Genomic DNA, 23,061 nt, shown 5'->3' on the forward strand with positions numbered 1-23,061 from the left:
TACTATTTTGTTCTTCATACATATATAGTCCCTATCCACCCTGTGATGACGTTTCTGCACTGGCTTTGTCCACCTTCTGATCTTCCCAATACACTTGGGCAATCATGTCTGCTAGAATCTTCGATGTCCGTTGGAGCTCAGCTCCTGTGTTGTCGATGCCGCCAATCTCAATCAAAATGCTGTTGGGTGAAAGGGTTTGGTTATACTCTCCATTGTTGGCTCCTCCACCATCTTTGCCCCACACACCACGGGATACCCCAGGATACTTGGCTTCCAGTTTCTTATGAATTTTCGCTGCAAAGGCTTCATTTTGCCGCCAATTTGGATTTTCATGCCCAATAATGAAATACACTTTGGCGTAGCCCAAGTCATTAATAGTGGTTGTTGTTTTGCCATGACGCTGTGAATCGCGATGAATGTCTATGAGATATGTCAGATCATCATTTTGAGCGAGTGCCGCTTTTACCGTTTGACGGGAGTATTTATAAGAATAGTTCCAGTTATAGTCCTTTACTTTAGTGGGGTAATCATCCTTGGCGTGTTCTACGCCGATTCCCAGCTTCTCCAGACTGTCTGAGAGGTAGGTTCCCACTTGAAATACATTGCCTGTTGATTTGCCTGATGATGGATTATCACTTTTCGTACCTAGCAGTGGGTTGTAGCCTTCCCGTGGATGGGAATGATAGATAAGAATTGACTTTTGGCCTGTTGTCGGTGAGCCTGAATTGTCTTTCTCACCATTCTTCGCTGGGGGATCTTCTTTACCTTCTCCATCTCCAGGCTCACTCGACTCAGGTGGGTCCGTATTGTCCTGGCCTGGTGGAATATGCAGCTCACTACCGGGTTTTCCTCCACCTGCGGAAGCCGTATCCGTAAGACCAGGACCGGGCTGATAATCTTCGGGAGCCTCTGCTTTTTCGTTACCAGATCCAGGGCGGAGCAGAACAGGTTGGTTGGAACCCATGCCCGGCATTTCTCTCGCAATCAAGCTCTTCGGATCTTGAGGATTTACATTCGTTAGTAATTGGAAAACAAATGAGGTGAGGTTTTCACCGGATATAGCAGAGGTCTGTTCCTTCTGGGTGAGATGAGGCATCTCCATACCGAGCATATCGACGAAAAAACGGCTTGATACGGCACTCGCAAATCCTTTCATGGAAGAAACGGGTGAATTATTCAAGCGTTTCTCTGCCATCCCCCCCAGACCCAGTACGACAAAAAACAAGGCAGATATGATCATAAGCAACAACAACGTACGGCCCATGGCCAGCACGTGCAGACATCTTTTTTTCCACTTCCCAATATTCCAGGCCAATATCTTGTTCATTCTGCTGTCTCCTTCCCTGCTGGACAACTCTTATACTTCAACTCTATGAGCCCGCCCAAATTGATAGAACAGGAAAATGAAAGATTCCAAAAACAAAAAAAAGAAAGTCCGATAGATTCGGACCTTCTTCTCAGCAGTTTTAAGTTTTAATGTGTATAGGCCGCTACGTTATCTGGATTCACAGCATCATGGAGTGCCGCGTTAAGTCCTGTAGCAATAACATTGGCAATTCCCTCAATAAACTCATCGATTTCCTTTGGGGTAACAATGAGGTCATGACCCAGTGGTTCCAGTACCTCTTTCACCAGACTCAAGCGATCCTGCTCACCGATGTCGTCCAGCATACCCATGATCTGTTTGGTCTGATCCGTTTCCTGGCGGAAGTGTGAGCGCATCATCTCAATCACATTGTTCACAATGGTGGACGCATAACATACGGTTGGTACTCCGATGGCGATGCAAGGCACACCTAATATTTCACGAGTCAGGCCACGCCGTTTGTTTCCAATACCGGAACCCGGGTGAATACCAATGTCCGCTACCTGAATCGTTGTATTTACACGTTCCAAGGAACGGGAGGCCAGCGCATCAATCGCAATAATGGCATCCGGCTTGGTCCGATCTACAATCCCCTGTACGATGTCACTGGATTCAATGCCCGTTGTACCTAACACGCCGGGAGCAATCGCGCTGACTTCCCGATACCCTGGCGCAACCTGATCTGGCACCAATTCGAAATACTGACGCGTCACCATCAGATTTTCCACAACAAGTGGACCAAGTGAATCCGGGGTGACATTTAAGTTGCCCAAGCCAACAATCAAGACCTTGGATGTTTTGTTAATTCCGGCCTTAACCATAAAATCTTCCATTTCACGGGTGAACTCGGCAGCAACTCGCTCCTGTAACTCGGTATCACCATTCCGTAGTGAAGGTACTTCCAAAGTGACATAATGACCTTTCACCCGACCAATAGCCGTGGCTGCTTCTTCAGTCAGGACATCAATACGTGTAATCGTAATGCCCTCTTTTTTCTCTACATCTTCCTGTAGTCCGGGAATCGTCTGTTTCTGTCCACCTTGCGCCATTTCCTTGGAGTCGATCGCCAAATCGGTACGAACTGTATAGTTTTGCAAATCCAGTGTCATTCTGTCCTTGCCTCCCTTACCGCATTTGAGCATATTGTGTGGGAAAAAGGGTTTCTTTATACAGCATGTCGAACATCGTAGGAATATCTGTTGCATTTTACATGCTAGCGTGATAGAATATTTTAAGTTGTGAAACGTTTGTATTCATGCAAATGCCTTACAGGAGGTGAATGTAATGCCAAACATCAAATCCGCTGTTAAACGCGTAAAAACGAGCGACAAGCGCCGCGCACTCAACGCTTCCCAGAAGTCTGCACTCCGTACAGCTGTTAAAGCTGCTGATGCTGCTCTGGTAAGTAACGAAGTTGATACTGCAAAAGCTGCGATTCAAGCTGCTTCCAAAAAGCTGGACAAGGCTGTAACTAAAGGTCTGGTTCATAAAAATGCTGCAGCACGCAAAAAGTCTCGCTTGGCGAAAAAACTGAACGCTCTTTCCGCACAAGCGTAAGAAGCGTTACTTATACGATCCAATGGAAAAATCCTGAACAGCATAGGCTTTCAGGATTTTTTAGTATCTGATTCGATAAGTATAAGACAAAGATAAAGCGACCTTTATTCAGATGATTTAACTATCATGGAGCAAAGGTCGCTTTGTTTGTTATTCACACTAGTAATCTATTACGTTTACTTATCCATTCATGCACCAAGTCTCAATAAGAACAGTTCCAGACCAAGAACTTTATCCACCGCTCCTGTTTTCATCTGGTAATCCAGTTCGCTGAGGTGACTCAAAATCATTCTCAGACGTTCCGGCTGAAACTTACGGGCTTGCTCACCTGCAATCTTAACAGCATACGGATGCAAACCAAGCTGACTGGCAATCTGCTGCTGGGAGTAACTTTGTTGTCCCAACTCTTTCACCTGGATCATGATCCGAAACTGGCGTGCGATTAAAGCCGCAATTTTAATCGGTTCTTCCCGCTGCTTCAACAACTCATAGAAAAGAGCCAACGCTTTCTCCAGTCGCAAATTAGCAAGTTCCTCCACCAGTGAAAATACATTCTGCTCTGTACTACGGGCAACCAGTGACTCGATATCAGCACGTTTGATTGTCCCCCCATTACCCGCAAACAAACATAACTTATCTACTTCAGCAGACAGGGTCTGAAGACCCGTTCCTGCATAGCTGATCAACGTTTCCGCCGCTCCCGTCTCCAAGGAAACATCCCGCTGCTTCGCAAGTTTCACTATCCAATTCAATAACTCTTCTCCACTGAGTGGAGCAAAAGCAAGAACTACTGCCTGTTTCTTGACAGCTTTCACCAGTTTCTTACGCTCATCCAGCTTATCCCCTTGGGCCAGGAAAACAATCGTACTGTAATCTGCCGGATTTTCCATATATGTAAGCAGACGATTAACCTGATGTTCAATCTTGGATTCTTTACCTGCGGTAAACAGGCTCGCATCCCTTACAATAATTAATTTGCGTGGAACCAGAAAAGGTACGGTCTCTGCTTCTTCAATAACGACCTCCACAGCCGTTTCAGACAAATCATATGGAATAATCGCAAAATCACGATGTTCTTCTTCAATAACCTGTTCTTTTAACATATCCGTAAATTGCTGTATCTGGTACTTCTCCGTTCCGTACAGCACATAGATCGGTGCCGTTTCTCCATTACGTATTGCCTTTGTTGCACTTTTTACATCCATTCACGGCGCCTCCTTATCCCTCTTATCCTACCAGAAAAAACGCAAGACAACAAAGGGACCTTACATCCAGTTATGGATGAAGGTCCCCTGTCCTACATCTATATAAACGCTGACACCAGCAGTTCTAGAAAAAGCCGGTGCGCGGTCATACGACGTCAGTTGTTTGAACTGAGATAGGACGTTTTGTTACTTCCACTATATGCTTGTCATACTGAAAATGTTCTTTCGTTTAGAGGAGCGCACTCCCCATTTTTAATTATTTCGCAGGAGCTCCCCCTGAAACAGCAGGTACATTAAACGAGTTCTTCGCCGTTGTTCCGTCCTTGTCCGTTTCGTAATTAAAAAGGGTACCATCCTTCGACCAACTCGCTGACTTCAGTGTCCCCTCTATGCTGCGTTGTTCAACCAAATTTAGAACATCCGGTTCGCTCACAGGTTTGGAGTATATGCTGATTTGATCACCAATAAGCATAACTACATAGGAACCGTCAGGTGACTTCCATTCTTTTGGTGCTACTGTTGTAGCCATTCCCTGATCCGGTCCTGCTGCGACTCCTTTGTTTCCTCCAGAAGCGTCTGCACCTGCACTGGAATCAAGTACAGTGTTACCTTCAACCGGAACATCTTCAGTCATATTAGGTGTTGTATCCTGAGAAGTGAAGGATTGCGCATCTCCATTTTCTGTTTCTGTTTCTCCATTCTCTTCCCCATCTGCAGAAGATTTAGGAGAATCTCCTGATCCCTGAATTCTCTGCTCAGAATCTTGGTTCTGAGCCGGATTCTTCTGATTATCGGTCGAAGGAGTTCTGGACGAATTATCCTGCGGTCCTTTATTCGGAGCAGGCGTTGATTCAGTAGCCGGTTGTTTAGGTGTCGGATCTGACTGAACTTCAGGCTCCTGTACCTCATCTCCACCGTTCTCTTCAGGCATTGTTTCTACGTCTTGGTTATCTGGTTTAGTTGGTGAATCATTCGATTGACCCACAAACACATCGTTGCTACTTGGTTGGGACGAAGTGGCAGGATCATAATTTTCAATATTCTTGCTTAATGAATTCTCATCCAAATTGCCGCTCTCTTGAGAAGCTCCAGAGCTCATCAGCATGGAATCGGCATTCTCAATCTGTTCAGGCGGATTTCCCCAGATGGCGAATCCCAATATAACTGCCGCAGCCGCTGCACCCATGGACATACGTCCTGCCATCGAGTTAAGCCATTTTTGCTTCGTTTTCCGCTCACTTGAACGTTGTAAATTCTCAAATGTAGCGGGGACAGGATTCATTTCCTGTATGGTGCTACTTTGTTCCTTCCGCGCTTCGTCAATGGCATCAAGCTGTGGCATTATCGCATCAACCAGACTAAATTTCGGGCTTACTTGCGGCAATTCTTCCAGTTCTCTGGAAAGAGCTCTGAGTAAACTAAAATTCTCGGCGCACTCCGGACACTTTGCCACATGCTGTAGCATCTGCGCGGTTTCCGCCTCGCCCAGATCATGATCCAGATAGCGGTGCATCCATTCCACCACCTCTTCGCATTTCATCCTGTCACACCACCTTTCTGATATTCCTGTAGTAGATTCTGTAATTGCTGCCTGGCTCTAAATAAATAAGATTTCACCGTATTCAACGGAAGATCGAGACAATCCGCAATTTCATTGTAGGATAAGTCCTGCAAATATCTTAGAACAATAACGGTACGATGATGCTCGGGAAGCTTGTTGATCGCATCCTGAATGTCCTGGGCCACATATGTAGACATGACCTCGTACTCCACATCCTGATTATCCTGAAAAACCATGTCATGTTCGTCAATGGAGACGGACGGTTTGGTTCTTCTGAATTTATCAATACAGATGTTCGTGACGATGCGTTGTACCCATGTTTTGAATTGGGCCTTTTCTTCGTATGAATTGATTTTGGTGTAAATTCGGATCAACGCTTCCTGAGCAGCATCCAAAGCGTCCTGTTCATTATTTAGAATGTAATATGCGGTCCGATAGACATGTTGTTCAATCTCCCGCAATAGGGTAATTAGAGCGTCGCGATCGCCCGATTGAGCGGCTCTGATGAGTTCCGGCTCTACCACAAAGGATCCCCCTCTCCCTGCAACCTTACAGACGTGATCATCAATAAAATTGTTGCAAAGTTAAGTATTTTTTTAATTTGCCATAACAAAATAACGGCGTATGTATTAGGGCCGCTGAAATCTTCTCTTAGAATAACAGAAATTGCATAACGAGTCACCAAACGTATCCAAAAGTGATTCCATTACTTACACGACTCAATTCAAATGCAATGGCATACATTATAGATAAGCACTTTTTTGGTTCCTAAAATAAAAAAAGTCGAAATTTGTCCAAATTTAAGCTGATTTTAATGCAATTTTCATGAAAATAGTGTATTGTAAATTTACATTCATAAACACGAGGTGATGAGCATGCCAGCTCTTGCGAAAATTCAAGCTTTAAAAGAACAAATGCCCAAAGAATATCAAAGTATTTCCCACTTTGTTGAACATGCATTGGAGTCCATTGATACTCTGGTCGAGGAACATCGGAAGTACGTAGCTGCACAGGCATTATACGGCGATAAAATCGTTGGATCGGAAGAACGCTTGTACAGAGAAACCGTACTGGATGTCAGAGCACAGCTATTGATGACTCTTGAGAAAACGGTAGAAGATCTGTTGCACAAGGGCGACAAACACTGGAGCAAACACTTTAAGGATGGCGTAGAGTAGTTCTTATATTTCTTCTACATTTTGAAAAAATGGCCCGTTTTCCGATATTCTCCCTCCTGGGGTGTAACGGAAAGCGGGCTTTTTTTGTACTGTGACTTGCAATCAAATGATATGATTAATTGGTATATTCATCAGTAAATCGCCATCAGTTTGCCATTGAGAAACCCTAAAGCTCTTATGCCTGCGGAGCTGGCATACACCCAAACCTCGATTTTGCCTTTTGAACTCGTTTCATACGTAATGCTCGATGGATCTCCCCAAGCAAGGCGCACCTGAGTTATGTTCATTCCTAAAGCTACTTCTCCAGCAATGATTTTATTCCAAGTGGACTTGGACCAATTGTATTTCTTATACGGATCAGAAGAGAAGAATTGGTTGGAATCGGCAAGCATCTCCGTCACACTGGAAGGTGCACCTCCTGCGTAGGCAGAAACGGTTTTTCCTTTTGCATTACGGAAGATAATAGAGTAACTTCGATCACCGTATTTAATCTTTTCAATTTTGATATCTGATATGGTCACTTTACTGAAACGTTGCCCTAAACTCGTATCACTGTTGATCCAGTAGGACTTGCCAATGAAGCGAGCAAGATTCCCCAACTCTTTTTTCTTGATCAGTGCAAGTGTATCCTTCGATTCCACCAGAATAGAAGAATTTCCAACCAGCACCTTGGCCTGCTTTAGCTCAGCATCCCATCGAACCTGAATACCCGCAGCCTGTCTTAACAAGTCCGCAGGAAATACAGTTTGCCCTCCAATGGTTTGTACTTTCCCTTTCAACTTCAGCTCTTTGTTGTTTAATCGCGCAACAGCACTCCCTTTTTGCAAAACAATACTGTCATCTCCAAATTGAATTTCAAAAGATGAACCCTTCACATCAATTTTGGCTCCCAAAGTTTTGAACACCGACTGTACTGGCAAGTATACATTTCCATCCAACAATGTGGCGCCTGTTAACTTTTGCTGTGAATCAACGTTCAGTTGAAGACTTGAGGCAAAATCACCTATCTTCAAAGTCACTTTGGTTGTTCCCATGCCCGTAACCTTCAGTTTGCCTCCTGCCTGAATTTGTGCAACTCGGGGCTGCTCCACTATAATTTCTTCAGGCAATGGCGCACGCTTGTTTTTGAAACCATTACTATAATTCTCCTGAACTGCAAGCGTGATCGTATCCCCAATATTAGCTTCCTTGGAAGATGCCGTAAGTGTCACTTGATTTAACGCGGGAGCTGATAGAGGAGTTAACTTTCCATTATCATATGTAGCCCATGATCCATCTTGTAACTGTGCATATAGCTCATCCAGATTAGGCGCATACACCATCCGCGATACGTTACTTAAACCAGGCAGTTGCTCGCCCTTATATTTGGCAGTTCGATCGTAGCTCCAGACGCTTCCATCCTGTTTCACCGTGAGCAGCTTATGCGTACTCCCCCACCAAATCAAAGATTGCACATTATTCGCAACCGTGATGTAGTCATCCTCATACAGCATACTTACGATCACTACCGAGCCATCATCTTTTAACACTGCTGCGTAAACACCATTCGTTGCAATTGCTTTACCATCAGGTACATTTCCAGCTTTACGTATTTTGTTGTATTTGTCATAATATATATCTCCCGATGAAGATAATGCGCTATAAGAAGAATCGCTTCCAGTACTACTCCAATAAGAATCCGCATCGATAATCGATTCCAAAACCTTAGCCTGATCATCAAAATTATAAAGGTTTCCATCCTGAAGCTGAACCCATCCATGGCCATAAACTTTCACAACGCCATTGAATTGTTTCGTTACTGGTTTATGCGCATTGTCCTTATTCCACCGAATCACTTGGCCATCGGCAGTCCACCCAAAGATGGAATGGTCTTCTGATTTTGAAATACCAATCAGTTTTCGATTTTGTGTCCATACTCCACTTGTGATCCCTTTAGACCAAAGTGTACCATCGTCCAGCAAATAGTCATTTCGGTCAAGAACTGAAGTGATGGAATTACCCGATCCAGATGATGCAAAAGCGGAGGACTGTCCTACGATCAAACCGATAACTAAAAGTCCAATGCATAGGGCTATCGCTTTTCTAATCCATTTCACTCTAAACTTCTGAGTTGCATTTCTGTTCTTTTTACTTTGCGACATTTCTACAAGTTCCATTTTCTTGATCCCCTCATTATTATGTATAGTGCTACGATCCCTAAGTATCTCTATCCCTCCTCTAAGGTGGGCCTAACTATTATTCGGTAAAAACAACCATAATCCTGCAACAAAAATCACCTAACAATAATAAAACCATATTTTTACATAACTTCAACAAAACAAATACAAATGATTGCATTTAATAATCTAAAATAGAAAACATATTACAAACTAAATAGAGCGTGCAACCGTAACAAAACTATAAATGGATATGCGGGAGATTAAATGAATCTAATAATATTTTTCAAATACTTCCTGGGATTTTTTCTACTCAGTAGTGTGTTATTCATTGCATTTAATATGATAATAGGGCATAAAAGTTGGGATCAAATTGATCACATACTCAACTTGTTCAGCGCAACTATAATTAGCTTGATAGTTGGCATATCAAAGGCAAGAGAGTAACTGATTTTTAGTCAACTATCCTAAGTGATAGTCTAGATGTCCTTACACTTCATGAAGTATTACTTACTTCTAGTACGAAAAGTCGAAAAAAAGATGACTGCATAACTAAAATATTATAACGCTGGAACCATCTGTCGCTAGCGAGTGAAGCAGCTTATGGACAAAATGTTCGTTAGAAAAACTCTTACATCCGTATCTGAATATAAGGAACTATGGAGAAATCGGAACAGCAAGGAATTATTTCAAATCCAAATTCTTATAGAAAAGGTACAAACCTTAGAAAAACGAAGGTTTGTACCTCTTTTGTGTGATGAACTTATTGATTATAATAAGGGCCATTTCCTGTGGATTTATTCAAGGACAACAACTGAGACACCGTTACGAATTGGTAGCCTTGCTTTTTTAGTGATTTAAGCATGTGGGGCAGTGCATCAGCTGTAGAAGCGTGAATATCATGCATAAGTACAATCGAACCTGATCTGATGTTTTTAGCAACCTCTTTATTTACAGCTTGGGCGTTCCGGCTTTTCCAATCCAGCGAATCCACAGACCATAAAATAATGGGTGTTTTCTGTTCTTTGGTGACTTTTTTGACTGATTCATTCATAGCACCATAAGGCGGACGGAATAGGGTTGGTTTTTCTCCAGTCGCATCTTTGATTCGGTGCGATGATTCTATGATTTGTTTGCGCACCTCACTCAGGCTCATATTCGCAAGATTCGGATGACTCTTGGAGTGATTGCCGATCTCGTGGCCGGCCTTAGCAACCTTTTTAGCCATATCAGGATAATACTCTACTTGTACGCCCAGCATGAAGAAAGTAGCCTTCGTGTTGTACTCCTTCAAAGTCTTTAGAACTCTAGGTGTCACCTTTGGGTGAGGCCCATCATCAAAGGTAAGAGCCACATATTTCCCTTTAGGATCAAGCGGAGGCTGAGTTGGCCTCTTCCCTTTTGGTTCATCGTTATTTTCATAAGTAATATTCCATTTTTTAGTAAGGTCCTTCTTCAAGTAGGAATGCAAGGATTTCAGTGGAATGTTCACTTGGACCGTTCCGGCTGCACCAGCAGCGATCTCGTATTTATTAAAGTATAAAGTAAAGACTCCGTTACCTATGGACCATTTCCATCCAGATGGATTTTTTATAGATTTTTGAAGTTCTGCTTCGAATACATAAGAGTGAACGTTTTTCTGTTTCTTCAATTCTTCCTTCACGATGGACATAATATGGTTAACAGTTGCTTTGTCATAAGTCATGATATCAGATAAATTCAATATTTTATTTTCAGCTGTGTCGATATTAAAAGATTTTATTATCGATTGTCCATTAGCACCGCCTGTGGTGATTTGATAGGAAGTGAACACTAAACTATATAAATGGTCATTAATTTTATTCGTATCTACTGTAATATTCAATTCAGCACGATGATCGCCTTGAAGCGTTTTTGTACCGGTTTTAACCTGGGTTAAGAATTTCTTTTCCTGATCATTGACCCACGTCTGAATAGGAGTATTAATCTCCTTGTTGTTTGTGAGAACGTTGCTAATCGACAGTATATAATGCTTCGTTTTCTTCGTCCTTGTTTCGATATTTAAGCCTGGGTATGCACTGGGCGACACTTCAACGTTCTCTGTAACGCTGTGGTTTCCAGCTAGAACATTTTGCACCATTAGATTGATTCCTAGAATCCCGCCAGCTAATACAATAAATCCAACCAGCCAAACGGGCCACCGTGTTTTCTTCCTTTTGTTCATTTCAAATCATCCTTATCTTTATTCTAGTCATAAAAATGCAAGTCATTGTCTATCATTTCTTCCGGCGATGGTAGGCCATGACAGCCATGACGGATAATGCCCTTAAGCCATCAAATCCTGGTATATAACGTTTACCATCGCCTCGTACCGGTGCAAAGTTCCGGATTAAACTTCCGAAATGATTCATGTTGTCGTGCATTTTGCTTTCGTCCCTATCCTTTTTGATTTGTCGCTCATAGGCAGGACGCCGAGCTTGTGAAAAAAGTTTTCTCCAATTAATTTAATCAATGAAGAGAACAAAACATTTTCATGGAACTTCTACCTTTAGAACTAAAAAAAGCATCCCGTAAGAAGAGAGTCTTCGGGATGCCACATTCAGAATAATCGTCATGTTTCCAGCATAAGACTTGAATTAATGTTGTACTTGTACATTTAAAATGTCGGACACAAATTGGATTGCGCGGAAAACTGATTTTTATGAATCGAAGTGGCTGCGCCGAGCGCTTTGGGAGCCATTTTCGAGAAGAAGCAAGCTGCCACCTTTTTCAGATCCAATTTTACTGCGATTTCTGGCTTCATATCATTCGCCTTTGCCTCAGAGGCTGGCATTCTTCAAATTGAAACGGAACTCCGGTGAACCCACATATCCCGGCGCGATACTGTATTTTGGGAAGACGATAACCAGTTCGCCTTTTTCAATATAAAACGACTGTTCCGTGAACGTCCCTTTGAATTCTTCCAGGAAGTATTGATCGGGATCCTTTCTCATTTGCGCAAGAATATCTGCATCAAGCTTTTCTTTATAGTTAGAACCGAGGAGATCCTCCAGTGTCACGCGCTGAGCCGCAGAGGCATTTTTCAAGTTGTAGGTATCGATCCGGGGCATGCTTGTTCCGCCCCTGTAACCTTCCGTGATTACTTCAAGCGAAACTACTCCTGCCGGGTTTCCAGTTCCGTCCGACTTTAGCTTATAGCTGACGTAAAATTCATAGGGGTGGAACTTCTGGTGATTTACTTTTGCCTTTTTGGCCGTTTTTGCGGCATCCTTCTCCCACTGAGCAAGATCCTTTTGCGCACGGGATAAAAGGATGCCATTCAGTTCATTCTGGTATCTGGTGTCCAGCATGCCGTCCAGCTGCGGTACCTTGATGTTCACAATAAGGTTCTTGCTTGTTGTGCTCAGTACCTTCTCCACGATTTTTACACCTGTAGCCGAAGGGACGGTTGCTTGTACCTTAGAGCTGACAGTTACGTTCGCTGAAACAGGTGCCGAGGCCAGCGCATATGCAGATAAGCTCGCTGCGCCGACGCCGAGCATGGCTACACAGCCCATGGCCCCCATCTTCATGTATTTTATCGTTTTCTTTTTCATAGCTTCCATCCTCCATCTCTTTGTATGAGTGTCTAATCACGCACACTCATTGGCTAGACGCATGAGATGGTTCAGAAAGTTTTGGAAAATCAAAAACAGAACAATGTCTCTTCGACCAAAGTACTAACAAAAAAAACCGGCGCGGGGTACCCCATCACCGGTCTCTTCCATTACTTAATGTATTTGTTATTAATCAGAACGTCTTTCAACACATCCGTGGGAATGACGAATTCCACAGAACCCATATAGCCTGGCGCAACGTCATATTCGTTGAAAGCAATCACCAGCTTGCCGCCGTTGTTGATATAGAAGCCTTGATCCTTCGCGATGCTCTGGAACTCACTGGTGACCGGCACGTCGGTAGCTCCCGGAGCCCAGTAAATCTTATTAGGGTCCGCTTTCATTTGCCCCTGCATCTGCTCTTTAACGTTGTCGCTGATGAGCCGTACATAACGATCGTCCTTGAACAGCATCGGCAGAGTTATGAGGATTTGGTTTTTCTTATCGATCGTATCAAACTGAAGCTCCTCCGAGGATGAACCGGCGGTCTCGACCACGTATCTTTGTATAGATAAAATCTCGTCGTTGTCCGTCTTTACTTCATATCCGACATCAAGTCCCAGATGGCCTCCGCCTTGCTTCTTCAATTCGCTGATTTCCGCCTGGAACTTTTCGTAAAGCGCTTTGTTCTCCTTCATATATTTCTCGTTCAACCCGCTTTGCAACTGCTCATTCTCCATATCGGTAATGGAAGGCACTTTGATAATCGCATTGTAATTAGACTCGTCAACCACGTATTCCTTGAACGTGAGCACTTGGATAACCCGGTCCACACCCGGTATGGATGACAAGGCTTTCGCTACAGGAGGGCTCACATTGATCGCAACAAGGAACATGACCGCAGCCGCACTGGAAACGGCTAACCATCTGTAATTTGAGCCGCGGCCCCTCCTTCCCTCCTTAGAGAATTTATGAATCGATTGGTTTACAATGCTATCCAATTCATCTGGAATGGGTATTTCTTGATATTCTTTTCGCAAATGTTCCATGTTATTGTTCATCTTACTCGATCTCCTTTGGTTGTTTCATCATTCATTTTGATTCGCAATAGCTGATGCGCCTGATACAGCCTTGTTTTAATCGTATTCACATTCTCATCCAGCACAGCCGCAACTTCTTCGATCTTCATGTCTTCAAAATATCTCAGTATAATGACGCTCTTGTATTTATCCGGCAAGGATTCGAGCATTCGCTTCAAATCAATGTCCGTATACGTATCTTCTTCCCCGGGGCTGTAGGTTTCGATCATTTCATGATCCATCGCCTGAACCTTTTTGTTACTGCGCAGAAAATCCAGGGCGGTATTCACCACAATCCGGTAAAACCAGCTTTTGACCGCATCTGGGTTCTTCAAAAGTTCGAGATGCGTCATCGCTTTGTATATGGAGTCTTGTACGATATCCAGGGCATCATCCTTATTTTTGACATAGCTATACGCAAGTCGGTATACGTTCTCTTTATGCTCGGTAATACAGTGTGTCAGAATTTTTTCAGTTTTCCTATTGAACATGGCCGATTATTCCTTTTCTATATAAATCTTTTGTCGTCACAAGAAGTAAGACGTATACGGGTTCCCAAAAAGTTTTGGCATCCAAAATTTTTTTTAATTCTGCAAATCGTTCAAGGCCCTCACAAGCAGCTCAGCGTAAACCTCGGTGCCTCTATTAAATGCACCTCGTCCTTTTAAAAATAATCTTCCCATCCTTCACTTGCCGAATACCAGTCTACTACCGATGACCGAATTCATTTGAAACTTTCGAAGGTTTCTTTCCGAAAAAACAATGTATCACTCGGAACCGAAAGTTGTTTGGTAGTCTGTAGCGCTTTTGTCGTTGTAGGCTTTCTATAGTAACGATATTTCATATTTTTAATCCGTCTCCTTCTGATCTGTGCCGGTGGAACCACGCTCCCCTCCCTCATTCCCTACCCTGCCACTACCAAAAAATATGTCACCACCATGCAATTAAGAAAAAAGTCGTTTCGCAGCGAAACGACTTCTTTCTTTTATAGGTCAACTAAGTACTTTCTTTCTCTAATTCCCACTTTTCCTCAACCTCTGTATGTTAAAATATAGTAACGCCTTAGCCTATCTCTTATTGAATATAGTTATTTAGGGAGGTCAATATTTAAATGACAAAAACCCATAGAATCAATAGGCCGCGCGGAAAAATAGTTGCAGCTGTATTAACTGCAGTGTTCATTTCACTTGCAATGGGGATATATCACTATGTCCCTATAGATGAAAGATTAGAGAATACTTACTATTATTCATTCGGGTATAAATTTGCGGTTGGATTATTGATTAACCTCGCTATTTTACTTTTCTTACTTACGCCACTTTCTATATTGGTGGATGGATTACTTTTATACAGAAAAAAAGATAATACGTATAAAAGATTGCTCGTTGCAATCGTTGCATATGGTCTATTAGGCTGCATAGGTGGGATCATCTACTCGATATTTACACGTAACTTCAATACTTTTTCTGCTCAAACTATCCACATTGTTGTATGTTCTCTTGTCTTTTTAACCTTCCAGTTGGTATTAAATCGGAGTTTTCTTCACTCATCTTCATACCGATAAATAGATTGCCTGCCTTCACTCAACTCCAAACAACTTGTACCGGATATCAATCTTCCCATCTTTCACCCTCATCTGAACCTCTCCCATCTGATCTGTCCGATAAATATCTGACCCGGTAGCCTCCAGACGTTCCATCACTCCCGGATTGGGATGCCCATATGTATTGTTAACTCCTGCAGATATCACAGCGGTTTTGGCGTTCCAGTATTGGAGCCAGGCTTCAGTGGACGACGTTTTACTACCATGATGAGCGACCTTTAGAACATCAATGGATACAGACGCCGCAGCTGCAGCATCATTTAAATTACCTTGCAACGGGCGTGTAAATACCCTTTGTACAACTCCCTCTGTAACTCCAATATCTGCACCTTTCTGTTCAAACTGGGCAGCCAACGAGCCATCCTGAATCATATAGAGCAGGTCCTGCTCGGCTGCTGCATCCATATCTCCGGTGAACAACATGGAAGCCCCCGCCATTTCCAGCAAAAAGACAACGGAATCGTGATTCTGGTGTTCAGATACAGGCAAATTGCCCGATACATTTACATCCATATGTGCCAGATCCGGAGCTATAAAATGTAAACTTGTCTCTTTATCAGCCTTATAGGACATGCCCTGCTGAATAGCGTACAGAGGAATTTTGCGTTCCATGGCTGTGTCCAGTAATTTATCAAAGTTATCCTTACCGCTGGTCGTTCCATTAAACATGAAACGTTTAACCGGAATCTGTTCCAGCACAGCCTGTAGTCCTCCGGCATGATCCTGATCGGCATGCGTTACAATTACAGTGTCCAGTTGATGGATGCCTCTCTTTTTCAATAGAGGAACAACCACCTTGGCTCCCACCTCATACGGATCACGCCTTGTTTTCCACGATTGTTCGTTGTTCCCAAAACTAACCGTTCCCCCGCCATCCACCAGAATGTGTTTGCCTTCCGGGGTTGTAATCAATGTACTGTCTCCCTGGCCAATATCCAAAAACTGCACGATGCCGGTTCCAGCAGGCTTGGGAGTCTGATATGCCCACCATAATCCAGCAATAAAGCTGATTGCGAGCAACCCGCACAACCATTGCTGAGCTTTACTCATTCGTTCATTTGAATAATAACCTGCGCCTCGTGTAGTAAATGCACTTGTATATTCCGGCCAGGCAATACTGGCTCCTAATGTCGTTAATGAAGTTTCTTTTCCATCTACACGGTTCTTACCTTGATCCTGTAACACGGTAGACATCGAAGAGCGAATGCCCATATTCGCCATTGAAACTGAAGGTTGTCGCCTCACAAGAGGAGCCGTCTCTTCCTCAACAAACGCTGTTTCTTGCTGCTTACCATTGCCACGATGCAACAGGTAGAGTAAGGCATACAACACAGCATAATAGGCGGCAATCCATAACAAGGGCGGTGTTGCCCAGATCAATACAAAACCTGGCAGGCTGTTCATCCACTCCACGCTTACAAAAGTCAGTTGATTCAGTTGCATCGCTATCCATGCGAGGGGTTTCGCCAAGGGAACCCATATGAATGACAGTAACATGGCGACCGTCCCCAGAGGTAATACAATGGCACTAATCAAAGAAACCAGCAGAAAGTTGGCCACAAATGAGAGTAATGAGAACTGATTGAAATACAAAATGGTTACTGGGAACGAAATCAACTGAGCGGTCACTGTAACGGATGCCGTTGCAGCCAGAGATTTCGGCCAGCCGCTGAACAGCCGGTTAATCAATGGCATGTAGATCATCAAACCTGCGGTCACGAGAAAGGATAACTGGAAGCTCACGCTTAGCAAAAAGTACGGGTCCCACCACATCATCAGCAACGCTGCTGCACTGATCATCTGAAGACCGTCTCTGGCGAGACCACGACGTGCCATATACAACCCAATCATGGACATAATTCCTGCCCGAATCACTGAAGGTGAACCTCCGGATAACAGTACATAAGCTGGCACCAGGATCAGAACAATCGTGAGTGCCGTCTCTCTGGTAAGCCTTAGCCAAGATAGAATGAGAAGTAACGACGCAACATATACAGCGACATGGGTTCCAGAGATAGCCAGGATATGCGTTAGACCCAGTTGTGAAAACTGACCATAGGTACCTGGATCGATATCAGTAGCCATCCCGATAATAAGCCCCTTCATATATCCTGCATGAGGCTCTGGAAATAACTGCTCAACCGCCGAGCCCAACTTATGCCTAGTCCAATCCGTCCACCTTAGTATGTTATATTGTCCAAGTCCCTCAGGAGCAACTGCTGTTACCGAACTGGCTCCCTTCACTTTGAACAACCAGTGGATATGCAGGGTGCGCAAGTAACTGCGATAATCAAACCCGCCAAAGTTCCTGGCTTCACCAGGAAGGACAAAAGAACCATTAAGCGTAATCAAATCTCCCCTCTTCCAGCCCGCTGCTATCTGTTGTTCTTCTTCCTCCAACAGTCTGACTTGTACCATCAATTGTTCATCTATGTTGAATGCAGATAATGCTGTTGCCAGATCTGTATCTGCTAACGAATCCAATGTTGGCAATATTGAAGACATCTGTATCTTAAAGTCAGCCCGATCTCCATCAATACGTACATCTGACACCAGCTCACCCTGAATTTCAGCTGACCATCCGTCCAACTCATGAGTAGCGATATGCATGGTCTCCGGCAGACTACTATGATTGCGTGCGTCATTCCACTCCCAATGTGCAACACCTCCAATAAAGGCAGCAAGTAAAAATAAAACAGACCATCCACGCACATCCATAAAACGAAGTAAAAGTGGTAAACATGCCAGAGCTCCAATTAACCCCCAGATTAACGCCCAGCCTGTTAACGCACATGCTATCCCGCTCCCGCACAACCAACAAATCGTAAAACTTAATAACGGTCTGCCTTTCATTTCTCCCCCTCCTTCATTTCACCCGTTGAACGCAGAAAAACCCCCGGAAAGCCAATTCAGGCTTGCCGGAGGTTCTCCCTCACATATTCGACCATATTCACATTAATTGCTCACAGTCATCATCGTTTCCCGCGGGGGCTGGTAATTCTCCAGCCTGCGGAACGTTATGCCCTTCTGTTCCATCATATTTGTAACCTTGCCGGTATCTTTAGGATAAGAACGATGAAACACGATTTCTGTAATCCCGCTATTCGCCAGCATATTGGCACATGTCCAGCACGGTTCGTCGGTCACATACACGGACGAGCCTTCGCGGTCGATTCGATCTGTGAATAAAAGTAAATTTTGCTCCGCATGAATTGTGCGAATACATCTTTGCTTTTTCACCATTTCTTCTTGCCCATCGGTCACGACCAACTCATACTCTTCCGATATCATGCAACCTGCTTCAGAACAATCCGGGACGCCGGTTGGTGCACCATTATAGGCTGTTCCCAGCAGTTTCTTTCCCTGAACAAGAACGGCACCCACATGACGACGCGAACAGCGGGAACGGGTGGAAACCATATACGCGATGTCCATAAAATACGTATCCCAGTCCTTGCGTACCTCAGTACTCATGTTGCATTCCTCCCGCTCAACACATTTTTCATTCTAATATTACCGGATCTGCACATACGGCGCCATCTTCTCCAGCATCTTCATCCCAATTCCTTTGACCTTTGTCAGATCACTGACTTTTGCAAAAGGACCATGTGCATTCCGATAGTCCACAATAGCTTGAGCTTTCTTCTCTCCGATTCCGGGAAGCTCTATAAGCTTGGAGACAGGAGCGGTATTCACATCAATCTTGCCATTGTCGCTAGCTTCCTCACGAACTACAGGTGGATTACTGTTCGAGCCCGTCTCGGAGGTAACCGAAGGATTCGATTTCGTACTTTGCGTAACTGGTTCAATCGAATTTGAGGTGTCCGGTGGATTATCATTCGTCTGACTTGTAGTTTGAACAACTGATTCACCTTCAACCCCAATGCTCGCAAGCCCTTTAGACTCTTCTGCCTTTGTCTCATTCCCAGTCTGCATCCCACTTGCATCCGCTCCCGAAGATGCTCCTGTATTGCCCTGAACCGAAGTAGCCGACTGTACAACAGGGAGTTCCTGCTCTATCGTCGGCTTCTCGGTGCCGAGCTGCAAGGGTTCCCAGCCACTAGGTGGTTGTTCACTTTTGCCCGACCATAATATAAGTATACTTCCAACCACCGCAGCAGCAATGGTCATCCCTTTGTTCCATCTCATTCTTCCACACCTCTCCCTGAATTCAAAATCATTCATTTCGAACACGGGCGGTGCTTCCGAACCGTTGAACTTTCCTGATGAAACAAGTTGTGCATTTTTCATGTCATGTGAAACAGGTCCTCACGCATAGAATAGAGGGAATGAACTGCGCCAGTACCGTAAAGCATGAAAGGAGGCCTGAAACAATGAAGGTTGGATTTATCGGAACCGGCAGCATGGGCAGCCTGCTAATCTATGCCCTGATCCAATCGGGTGCACTTGAGCCCCGGCAGATCGCGGCCAGCAATCGAACCCCGTCCAAAGTACGTCAGTTATCCCTCCGTTACCCCGGTCTGCATGAATCCCAGAGCAATCGGGAAACGGTGATCCGAAGCAACATCATCTTCCTGTGCGTGAAGCCGCTTGAATTCAAACATGTTATTGACGACATCCTGCCTGTCGTGAATCCCAATCATATAATTGTCTCGATCACCAGTCCCGTGCAGCTGCGACATCTGGAATCTTCACTTCCTTGCAAAGTCTCCAAGGTAATTCCCAGCGTCACACACCAAGTCGGCAGTGGAGCATCCCTCTGCATACATGGCGAACGAATGACCAGTGAAGACCGCGCTGTGTTGGAAAGTCTGCTCAGTCATATAGGCAGGCCGTACCAAGTGGATGAAGCCTGTACACGAATCACATCCGACTTCTCCAGCTGCGGACCTGCATTCATATCGTTCTTTTTGGAACAGTGGATCGAAAGTGCAGTGAAGCTGACAGGCATCAAAAGGGCAGATGCCTGCGCTCTGGCTGGCGAAATGCTCCTGGGAACAGGCAAGCTGCTCACCGAAGGAGGATACACCCCGCAAGAGCTTCAGGCTCGTGTCGCTGTACCTGGCGGTATTACCGCTCAGGCACTTGCACTGCTGAAGGTTAGTCTTGACGGCGTTTTCGACAGCCTGATCCACACGACACATGACAAATATGATGAAGATTTGTTAAAGCTGGATGAACTATTCCGAGCCGGTGAGATTAACCGGCAACAATATTAACGAGTTTGCCTGGAACGGCAATGACCTTACGAATGGTCTTGCCTTCCAGCGCCTGCTTAACAGGTGCCAGCTCCATCGTAAAGTCCTGCATACCCTGTGCATCCAGATCCTTCGCGATTGTAGCACGAGTTACAATTTTACCATTTACCTGAACAACGATTTCTACTTCCGCATCCACTGTCATGGACTCATCATATTCAGGCCAAGCCACGTAAGAGATCCCACCTTCGTGACCCAAACGGCTCCACAGTTCCTCTGCCATATGCGGTGCCAGTGGTGACAACAGCTGCACAAATTTCTCCATCGCTTCACGAGGCAGTGTGTCCGCTTTGTATGCATCGTTGATGAAAATCATCAGCTGGCTGATGGATGTGTTGAAGCGCAGATGTTCCAGATCATCCGTAACCTTTTTGATCGTTTTGTGAGCAGTCCGTTTGAACTCATCCGTTCCACCGTCCACCGTAATCTTGTCATTGATGGCTCCTGTGTCTTCGTTAATGAAGAGACGCCATACACGTGACAGGAAGCGGTGCATGCCTTCAACCCCGTTTGCATTCCACGGTTTTGTCGCTTCCAATGGTCCCATGAACATCTCGTACAGACGCAATGTATCTGCGCCGAATTCATTGACGATTTCATCCGGGTTAATGACATTACCACGTGATTTACTCATTTTCTCATTATTGGTACCCAGGATCATACCTTGGTTCACCAGTTTGTGGAAAGGCTCTTTAGTCTCAACAACACCCAGATCATACAGCACTTTGTGCCAGAAACGAGCGTACAGCAAGTGAAGTACGGCGTGCTCTGCTCCGCCAATGTACAGATCAACTGGCAGCCACTGCTGCTGTTTCTCCTTGGAGATCAGTTCCTTGTCATTGCGCGGATCGATAAAGCGCAGGTAATACCAGCAGCTACCCGCCCATTGTGGCATGGTATTGGTCTCGCGACGTGCCTTCATTCCCGTTTCCGGATCTACCGTATTCACCCACTCCGTAACATTCGCCAGTGGTGATTCTCCTGTACCCGAAGGTTTGATCTGGTCGATATCAGGCAGCAGCAGTGGAAGTTGATCCTCAGGTACTGTCTTCATCGTTCCGTCTTCCAGATGCAGAATCGGGATTGGCTCACCCCAGTAACGCTGACGGCTGAACAGCCAATCGCGCAGACGATAGGTCACTTTCCCTTGTCCTTTACCGTTCTCTTCCAACCAAGCAATCATCTTGGCAACCGCTTCTTCATTATTCAGTCCGTTCAAGAAATCGGAATTCACATGTGCGCCATCACCCGAATATGCCTCTTGTGTAACGTCTCCACCTTGAATAACCTCGATGATATCCAGACCGAACTGCTTCGCAAATTCCCAATCACGCGCATCATGACCCGGAACTGCCATAACCGCACCTGTGCCGTAACCTGCAAGAACGTAATCAGCAATCCAGATCGGCAGTTTTGCACCATTAACAGGGTTGATTGCATAAGCGCCAGTGAATACACCTGTTTTGTCTTTGGCCAAATCTGTACGTTCCAGATCACTCTTACGAGAAGCCTGCTCCTGATAAGCCTGAATAGCTTCACGTTGGTCATCGGTTGTAATTGCTTCTACCAACTCATGTTCCGGAGCCAGTACTGCAAAGCTCGCACCGAACAATGTGTCCGCACGGGTAGTGAACACCTTGATAACTTCCTCGCGACCCTCAATGGCAAATACAACTTCCGCCCCTGTCGATTTACCGATCCAGTTGCGCTGCATATCCTTGATGCTTTCAGACCAATCCAGCTCTTCCAGGTCTTCCAACAGACGCTCTGCATACTCGGTAATTCTCAGAACCCATTGACGCATCGGTTTGCGTACAACCGGATGTCCTCCGCGTTCACTCTTGCCATCAATAACCTCTTCATTAGCAAGTACCGTTCCAAGGGCTTCACACCAGTTAACTGCAACTTCATCTACATAAGCCAGACCTTTGTTGTACAGCTGAATAAAGATCCATTGCGTCCATTTATAGTATTCAGGGTCCGTTGTGCTGATCTCACGATCCCAGTCATAGGAGAAACCAAGCGATTTGATCTGGCGACGGAAATTGTCAATATTACGGAATGTAATATCTCGTGGATGTTCACCTGTATCCAGTGCATGTTGCTCAGCAGGCAGACCGAAAGCATCCCAACCCATTGGGTGCAATACGTTGTAACCGCGCATACGTTTGTAACGGGAAACGATATCCGTTGCCGTATATCCTTCCGGGTGACCTACGTGCAGACCTGAACCGGATGGATAAGGGAACATATCCAGTGCATAAAATTTCGGTTTAGCAGGGTCCTCACCCGTTTTAAACGTTTTATTTGCATCCCAATATTGCTGCCAACTTTTTTCCATGACTTGTGGCTGATAGCCGTGTTTCGGCTGGTTATTCTCACTCATCTATTGTTCCTCCTTCAGGTTATTCACTTTAGCTTTAATTGCAACAAAAAAACCTCAGCATCCCGTAGCGTTTGCAGCGCTAGGGACGAGAGGTTGAATTCCCGTGGTACCACCCTAGTTAGTGGACGAACGTGCTTCGTCATCCACTCCCTTTGGACCTGTAACGGCGGTTAACC

General features: G+C 44.7%; 18 protein-coding genes and 1 other annotated feature (1 of these 19 cut by a window edge). Of the genes, 4 read left to right on the forward strand and 14 right to left on the reverse strand.

What is annotated here, in order from left to right:
* Positions 1-31 precede the first annotated feature (31 nt).
* Together C170_RS24480 and gpr are read right to left on the reverse strand one after the other, a co-directional pair.
* On the reverse strand, positions 32-1,327 hold the full coding sequence (locus tag C170_RS24480; RefSeq protein ID WP_036615100.1) for a stage II sporulation protein P: 1,296 nt from the start codon (positions 1,325-1,327) through the stop codon (positions 32-34).
* Between the two features lie 146 nt (positions 1,328-1,473).
* The gene (gpr, locus tag C170_RS24485) at positions 1,474-2,475 is read right to left on the reverse strand and encodes a GPR endopeptidase (RefSeq protein WP_036615103.1); all 1,002 of its coding nucleotides are present in this window, start codon (positions 2,473-2,475) and stop codon (positions 1,474-1,476) included.
* A 175-nt stretch (positions 2,476-2,650) separates the two neighbouring features.
* On the opposite strand from gpr, the gene rpsT reads away from it, so the two are divergent.
* Positions 2,651-2,923, forward strand: a complete 273-nt coding sequence (rpsT, locus tag C170_RS24490) for a 30S ribosomal protein S20 (protein WP_024628504.1) — start codon at positions 2,651-2,653, stop codon at positions 2,921-2,923.
* A gap of 188 nt (positions 2,924-3,111) precedes the next feature.
* Here rpsT and holA read toward each other — a convergent pair whose 3' ends face one another.
* The 3 genes from holA to C170_RS24505 all read right to left on the reverse strand — a co-directional run bounded on the left by holA (position 3,112) and on the right by C170_RS24505 (position 6,213).
* Complete coding sequence (gene holA, locus C170_RS24495; protein WP_036615106.1) at positions 3,112-4,128, reverse strand: DNA polymerase III subunit delta; 1,017 nt, start codon at positions 4,126-4,128, stop codon at positions 3,112-3,114.
* Positions 4,129-4,384: 256 nt separating this feature from the next.
* Positions 4,385-5,668, reverse strand: coding sequence for an anti-sigma factor family protein (locus tag C170_RS24500; RefSeq protein WP_036615109.1), 1,284 nt, complete (start codon positions 5,666-5,668; stop codon positions 4,385-4,387).
* Complete coding sequence (locus C170_RS24505; RefSeq protein WP_017687205.1) at positions 5,665-6,213, reverse strand: RNA polymerase sigma factor; 549 nt, start codon at positions 6,211-6,213, stop codon at positions 5,665-5,667. The genes C170_RS24500 and C170_RS24505 overlap by 4 nt, the downstream gene beginning before the upstream one ends.
* A gap of 351 nt (positions 6,214-6,564) precedes the next feature.
* On the opposite strand from C170_RS24505, the gene C170_RS24510 reads away from it, so the two are divergent.
* Positions 6,565-6,867: a hypothetical protein gene (locus C170_RS24510; protein ID WP_017687204.1), complete on the forward strand. Its 303-nt coding sequence runs from the start codon at positions 6,565-6,567 to the stop codon at positions 6,865-6,867.
* Positions 6,868-6,998: 131 nt separating this feature from the next.
* Here C170_RS24510 and C170_RS24515 read toward each other — a convergent pair whose 3' ends face one another.
* The 5 genes from C170_RS24515 to C170_RS24540 all read right to left on the reverse strand — a co-directional run bounded on the left by C170_RS24515 (position 6,999) and on the right by C170_RS24540 (position 14,168).
* Positions 6,999-9,023 (reverse strand): copper amine oxidase N-terminal domain-containing protein, encoded by a 2,025-nt coding sequence (locus C170_RS24515; RefSeq protein ID WP_051447376.1) that lies wholly within the window; start codon positions 9,021-9,023, stop codon positions 6,999-7,001.
* A 763-nt stretch (positions 9,024-9,786) separates the two neighbouring features.
* Positions 9,787-11,226 (reverse strand): polysaccharide deacetylase family protein, encoded by a 1,440-nt coding sequence (locus C170_RS24525; protein WP_036615114.1) that lies wholly within the window; start codon positions 11,224-11,226, stop codon positions 9,787-9,789.
* A gap of 595 nt (positions 11,227-11,821) precedes the next feature.
* Positions 11,822-12,598 (reverse strand): DUF3298 and DUF4163 domain-containing protein, encoded by a 777-nt coding sequence (locus C170_RS24530; protein WP_051447377.1) that lies wholly within the window; start codon positions 12,596-12,598, stop codon positions 11,822-11,824.
* A 170-nt stretch (positions 12,599-12,768) separates the two neighbouring features.
* Positions 12,769-13,659 (reverse strand): DUF3298 and DUF4163 domain-containing protein, encoded by an 891-nt coding sequence (locus C170_RS24535; protein ID WP_036615115.1) that lies wholly within the window; start codon positions 13,657-13,659, stop codon positions 12,769-12,771.
* Positions 13,656-14,168, reverse strand: a complete 513-nt coding sequence (locus tag C170_RS24540; RefSeq protein WP_036615117.1) for an RNA polymerase sigma factor — start codon at positions 14,166-14,168, stop codon at positions 13,656-13,658. Before C170_RS24540 ends, C170_RS24535 begins: the two co-directional genes overlap by 4 nt.
* A gap of 620 nt (positions 14,169-14,788) precedes the next feature.
* Between C170_RS24540 and C170_RS24545 the strand changes: the two genes are divergently transcribed.
* Complete coding sequence (locus C170_RS24545) at positions 14,789-15,241, forward strand: hypothetical protein (RefSeq protein ID WP_036615118.1); 453 nt, start codon at positions 14,789-14,791, stop codon at positions 15,239-15,241.
* 15 nt (positions 15,242-15,256) lie between these two features.
* On the opposite strand, the gene C170_RS24550 is transcribed toward C170_RS24545, so the two are convergent.
* From C170_RS24550 to C170_RS30935, 3 genes are all read right to left on the reverse strand, one after another.
* Positions 15,257-18,133, reverse strand: coding sequence for a ComEC/Rec2 family competence protein (locus tag C170_RS24550; RefSeq protein ID WP_036615120.1), 2,877 nt, complete (start codon positions 18,131-18,133; stop codon positions 15,257-15,259).
* Between the two features lie 102 nt (positions 18,134-18,235).
* Positions 18,236-18,754, reverse strand: a complete 519-nt coding sequence (locus tag C170_RS24555) for a deoxycytidylate deaminase (protein WP_017687196.1) — start codon at positions 18,752-18,754, stop codon at positions 18,236-18,238.
* Between the two features lie 39 nt (positions 18,755-18,793).
* Positions 18,794-19,429 carry a ComEA family DNA-binding protein gene (locus C170_RS30935; protein ID WP_051447378.1) on the reverse strand — a complete coding sequence of 212 codons (636 nt, stop codon included), beginning with the start codon at positions 19,427-19,429 and terminating at the stop codon, positions 18,794-18,796.
* Between the two features lie 185 nt (positions 19,430-19,614).
* Between C170_RS30935 and comER the strand changes: the two genes are divergently transcribed.
* Complete coding sequence (comER, locus tag C170_RS24565) at positions 19,615-20,460, forward strand: late competence protein ComER (protein WP_036615122.1); 846 nt, start codon at positions 19,615-19,617, stop codon at positions 20,458-20,460.
* Here the strand turns inward: comER and leuS are convergent.
* On the reverse strand, positions 20,441-22,885 hold the full coding sequence (gene leuS / locus C170_RS24570) for a leucine--tRNA ligase (RefSeq protein WP_036615125.1): 2,445 nt from the start codon (positions 22,883-22,885) through the stop codon (positions 20,441-20,443). The genes comER and leuS overlap by 20 nt on opposite strands.
* A gap of 78 nt (positions 22,886-22,963) precedes the next feature.
* Positions 22,964-23,061 (reverse strand) — a binding site (T-box leader); it runs 172 nt beyond the window's last position.

The sequence above is a fragment of the Paenibacillus sp. FSL H7-689 genome (assembly GCF_000517905.1).
In the GTDB taxonomy this organism is placed as follows: domain Bacteria; phylum Bacillota; class Bacilli; order Paenibacillales; family Paenibacillaceae; genus Paenibacillus; species Paenibacillus amylolyticus.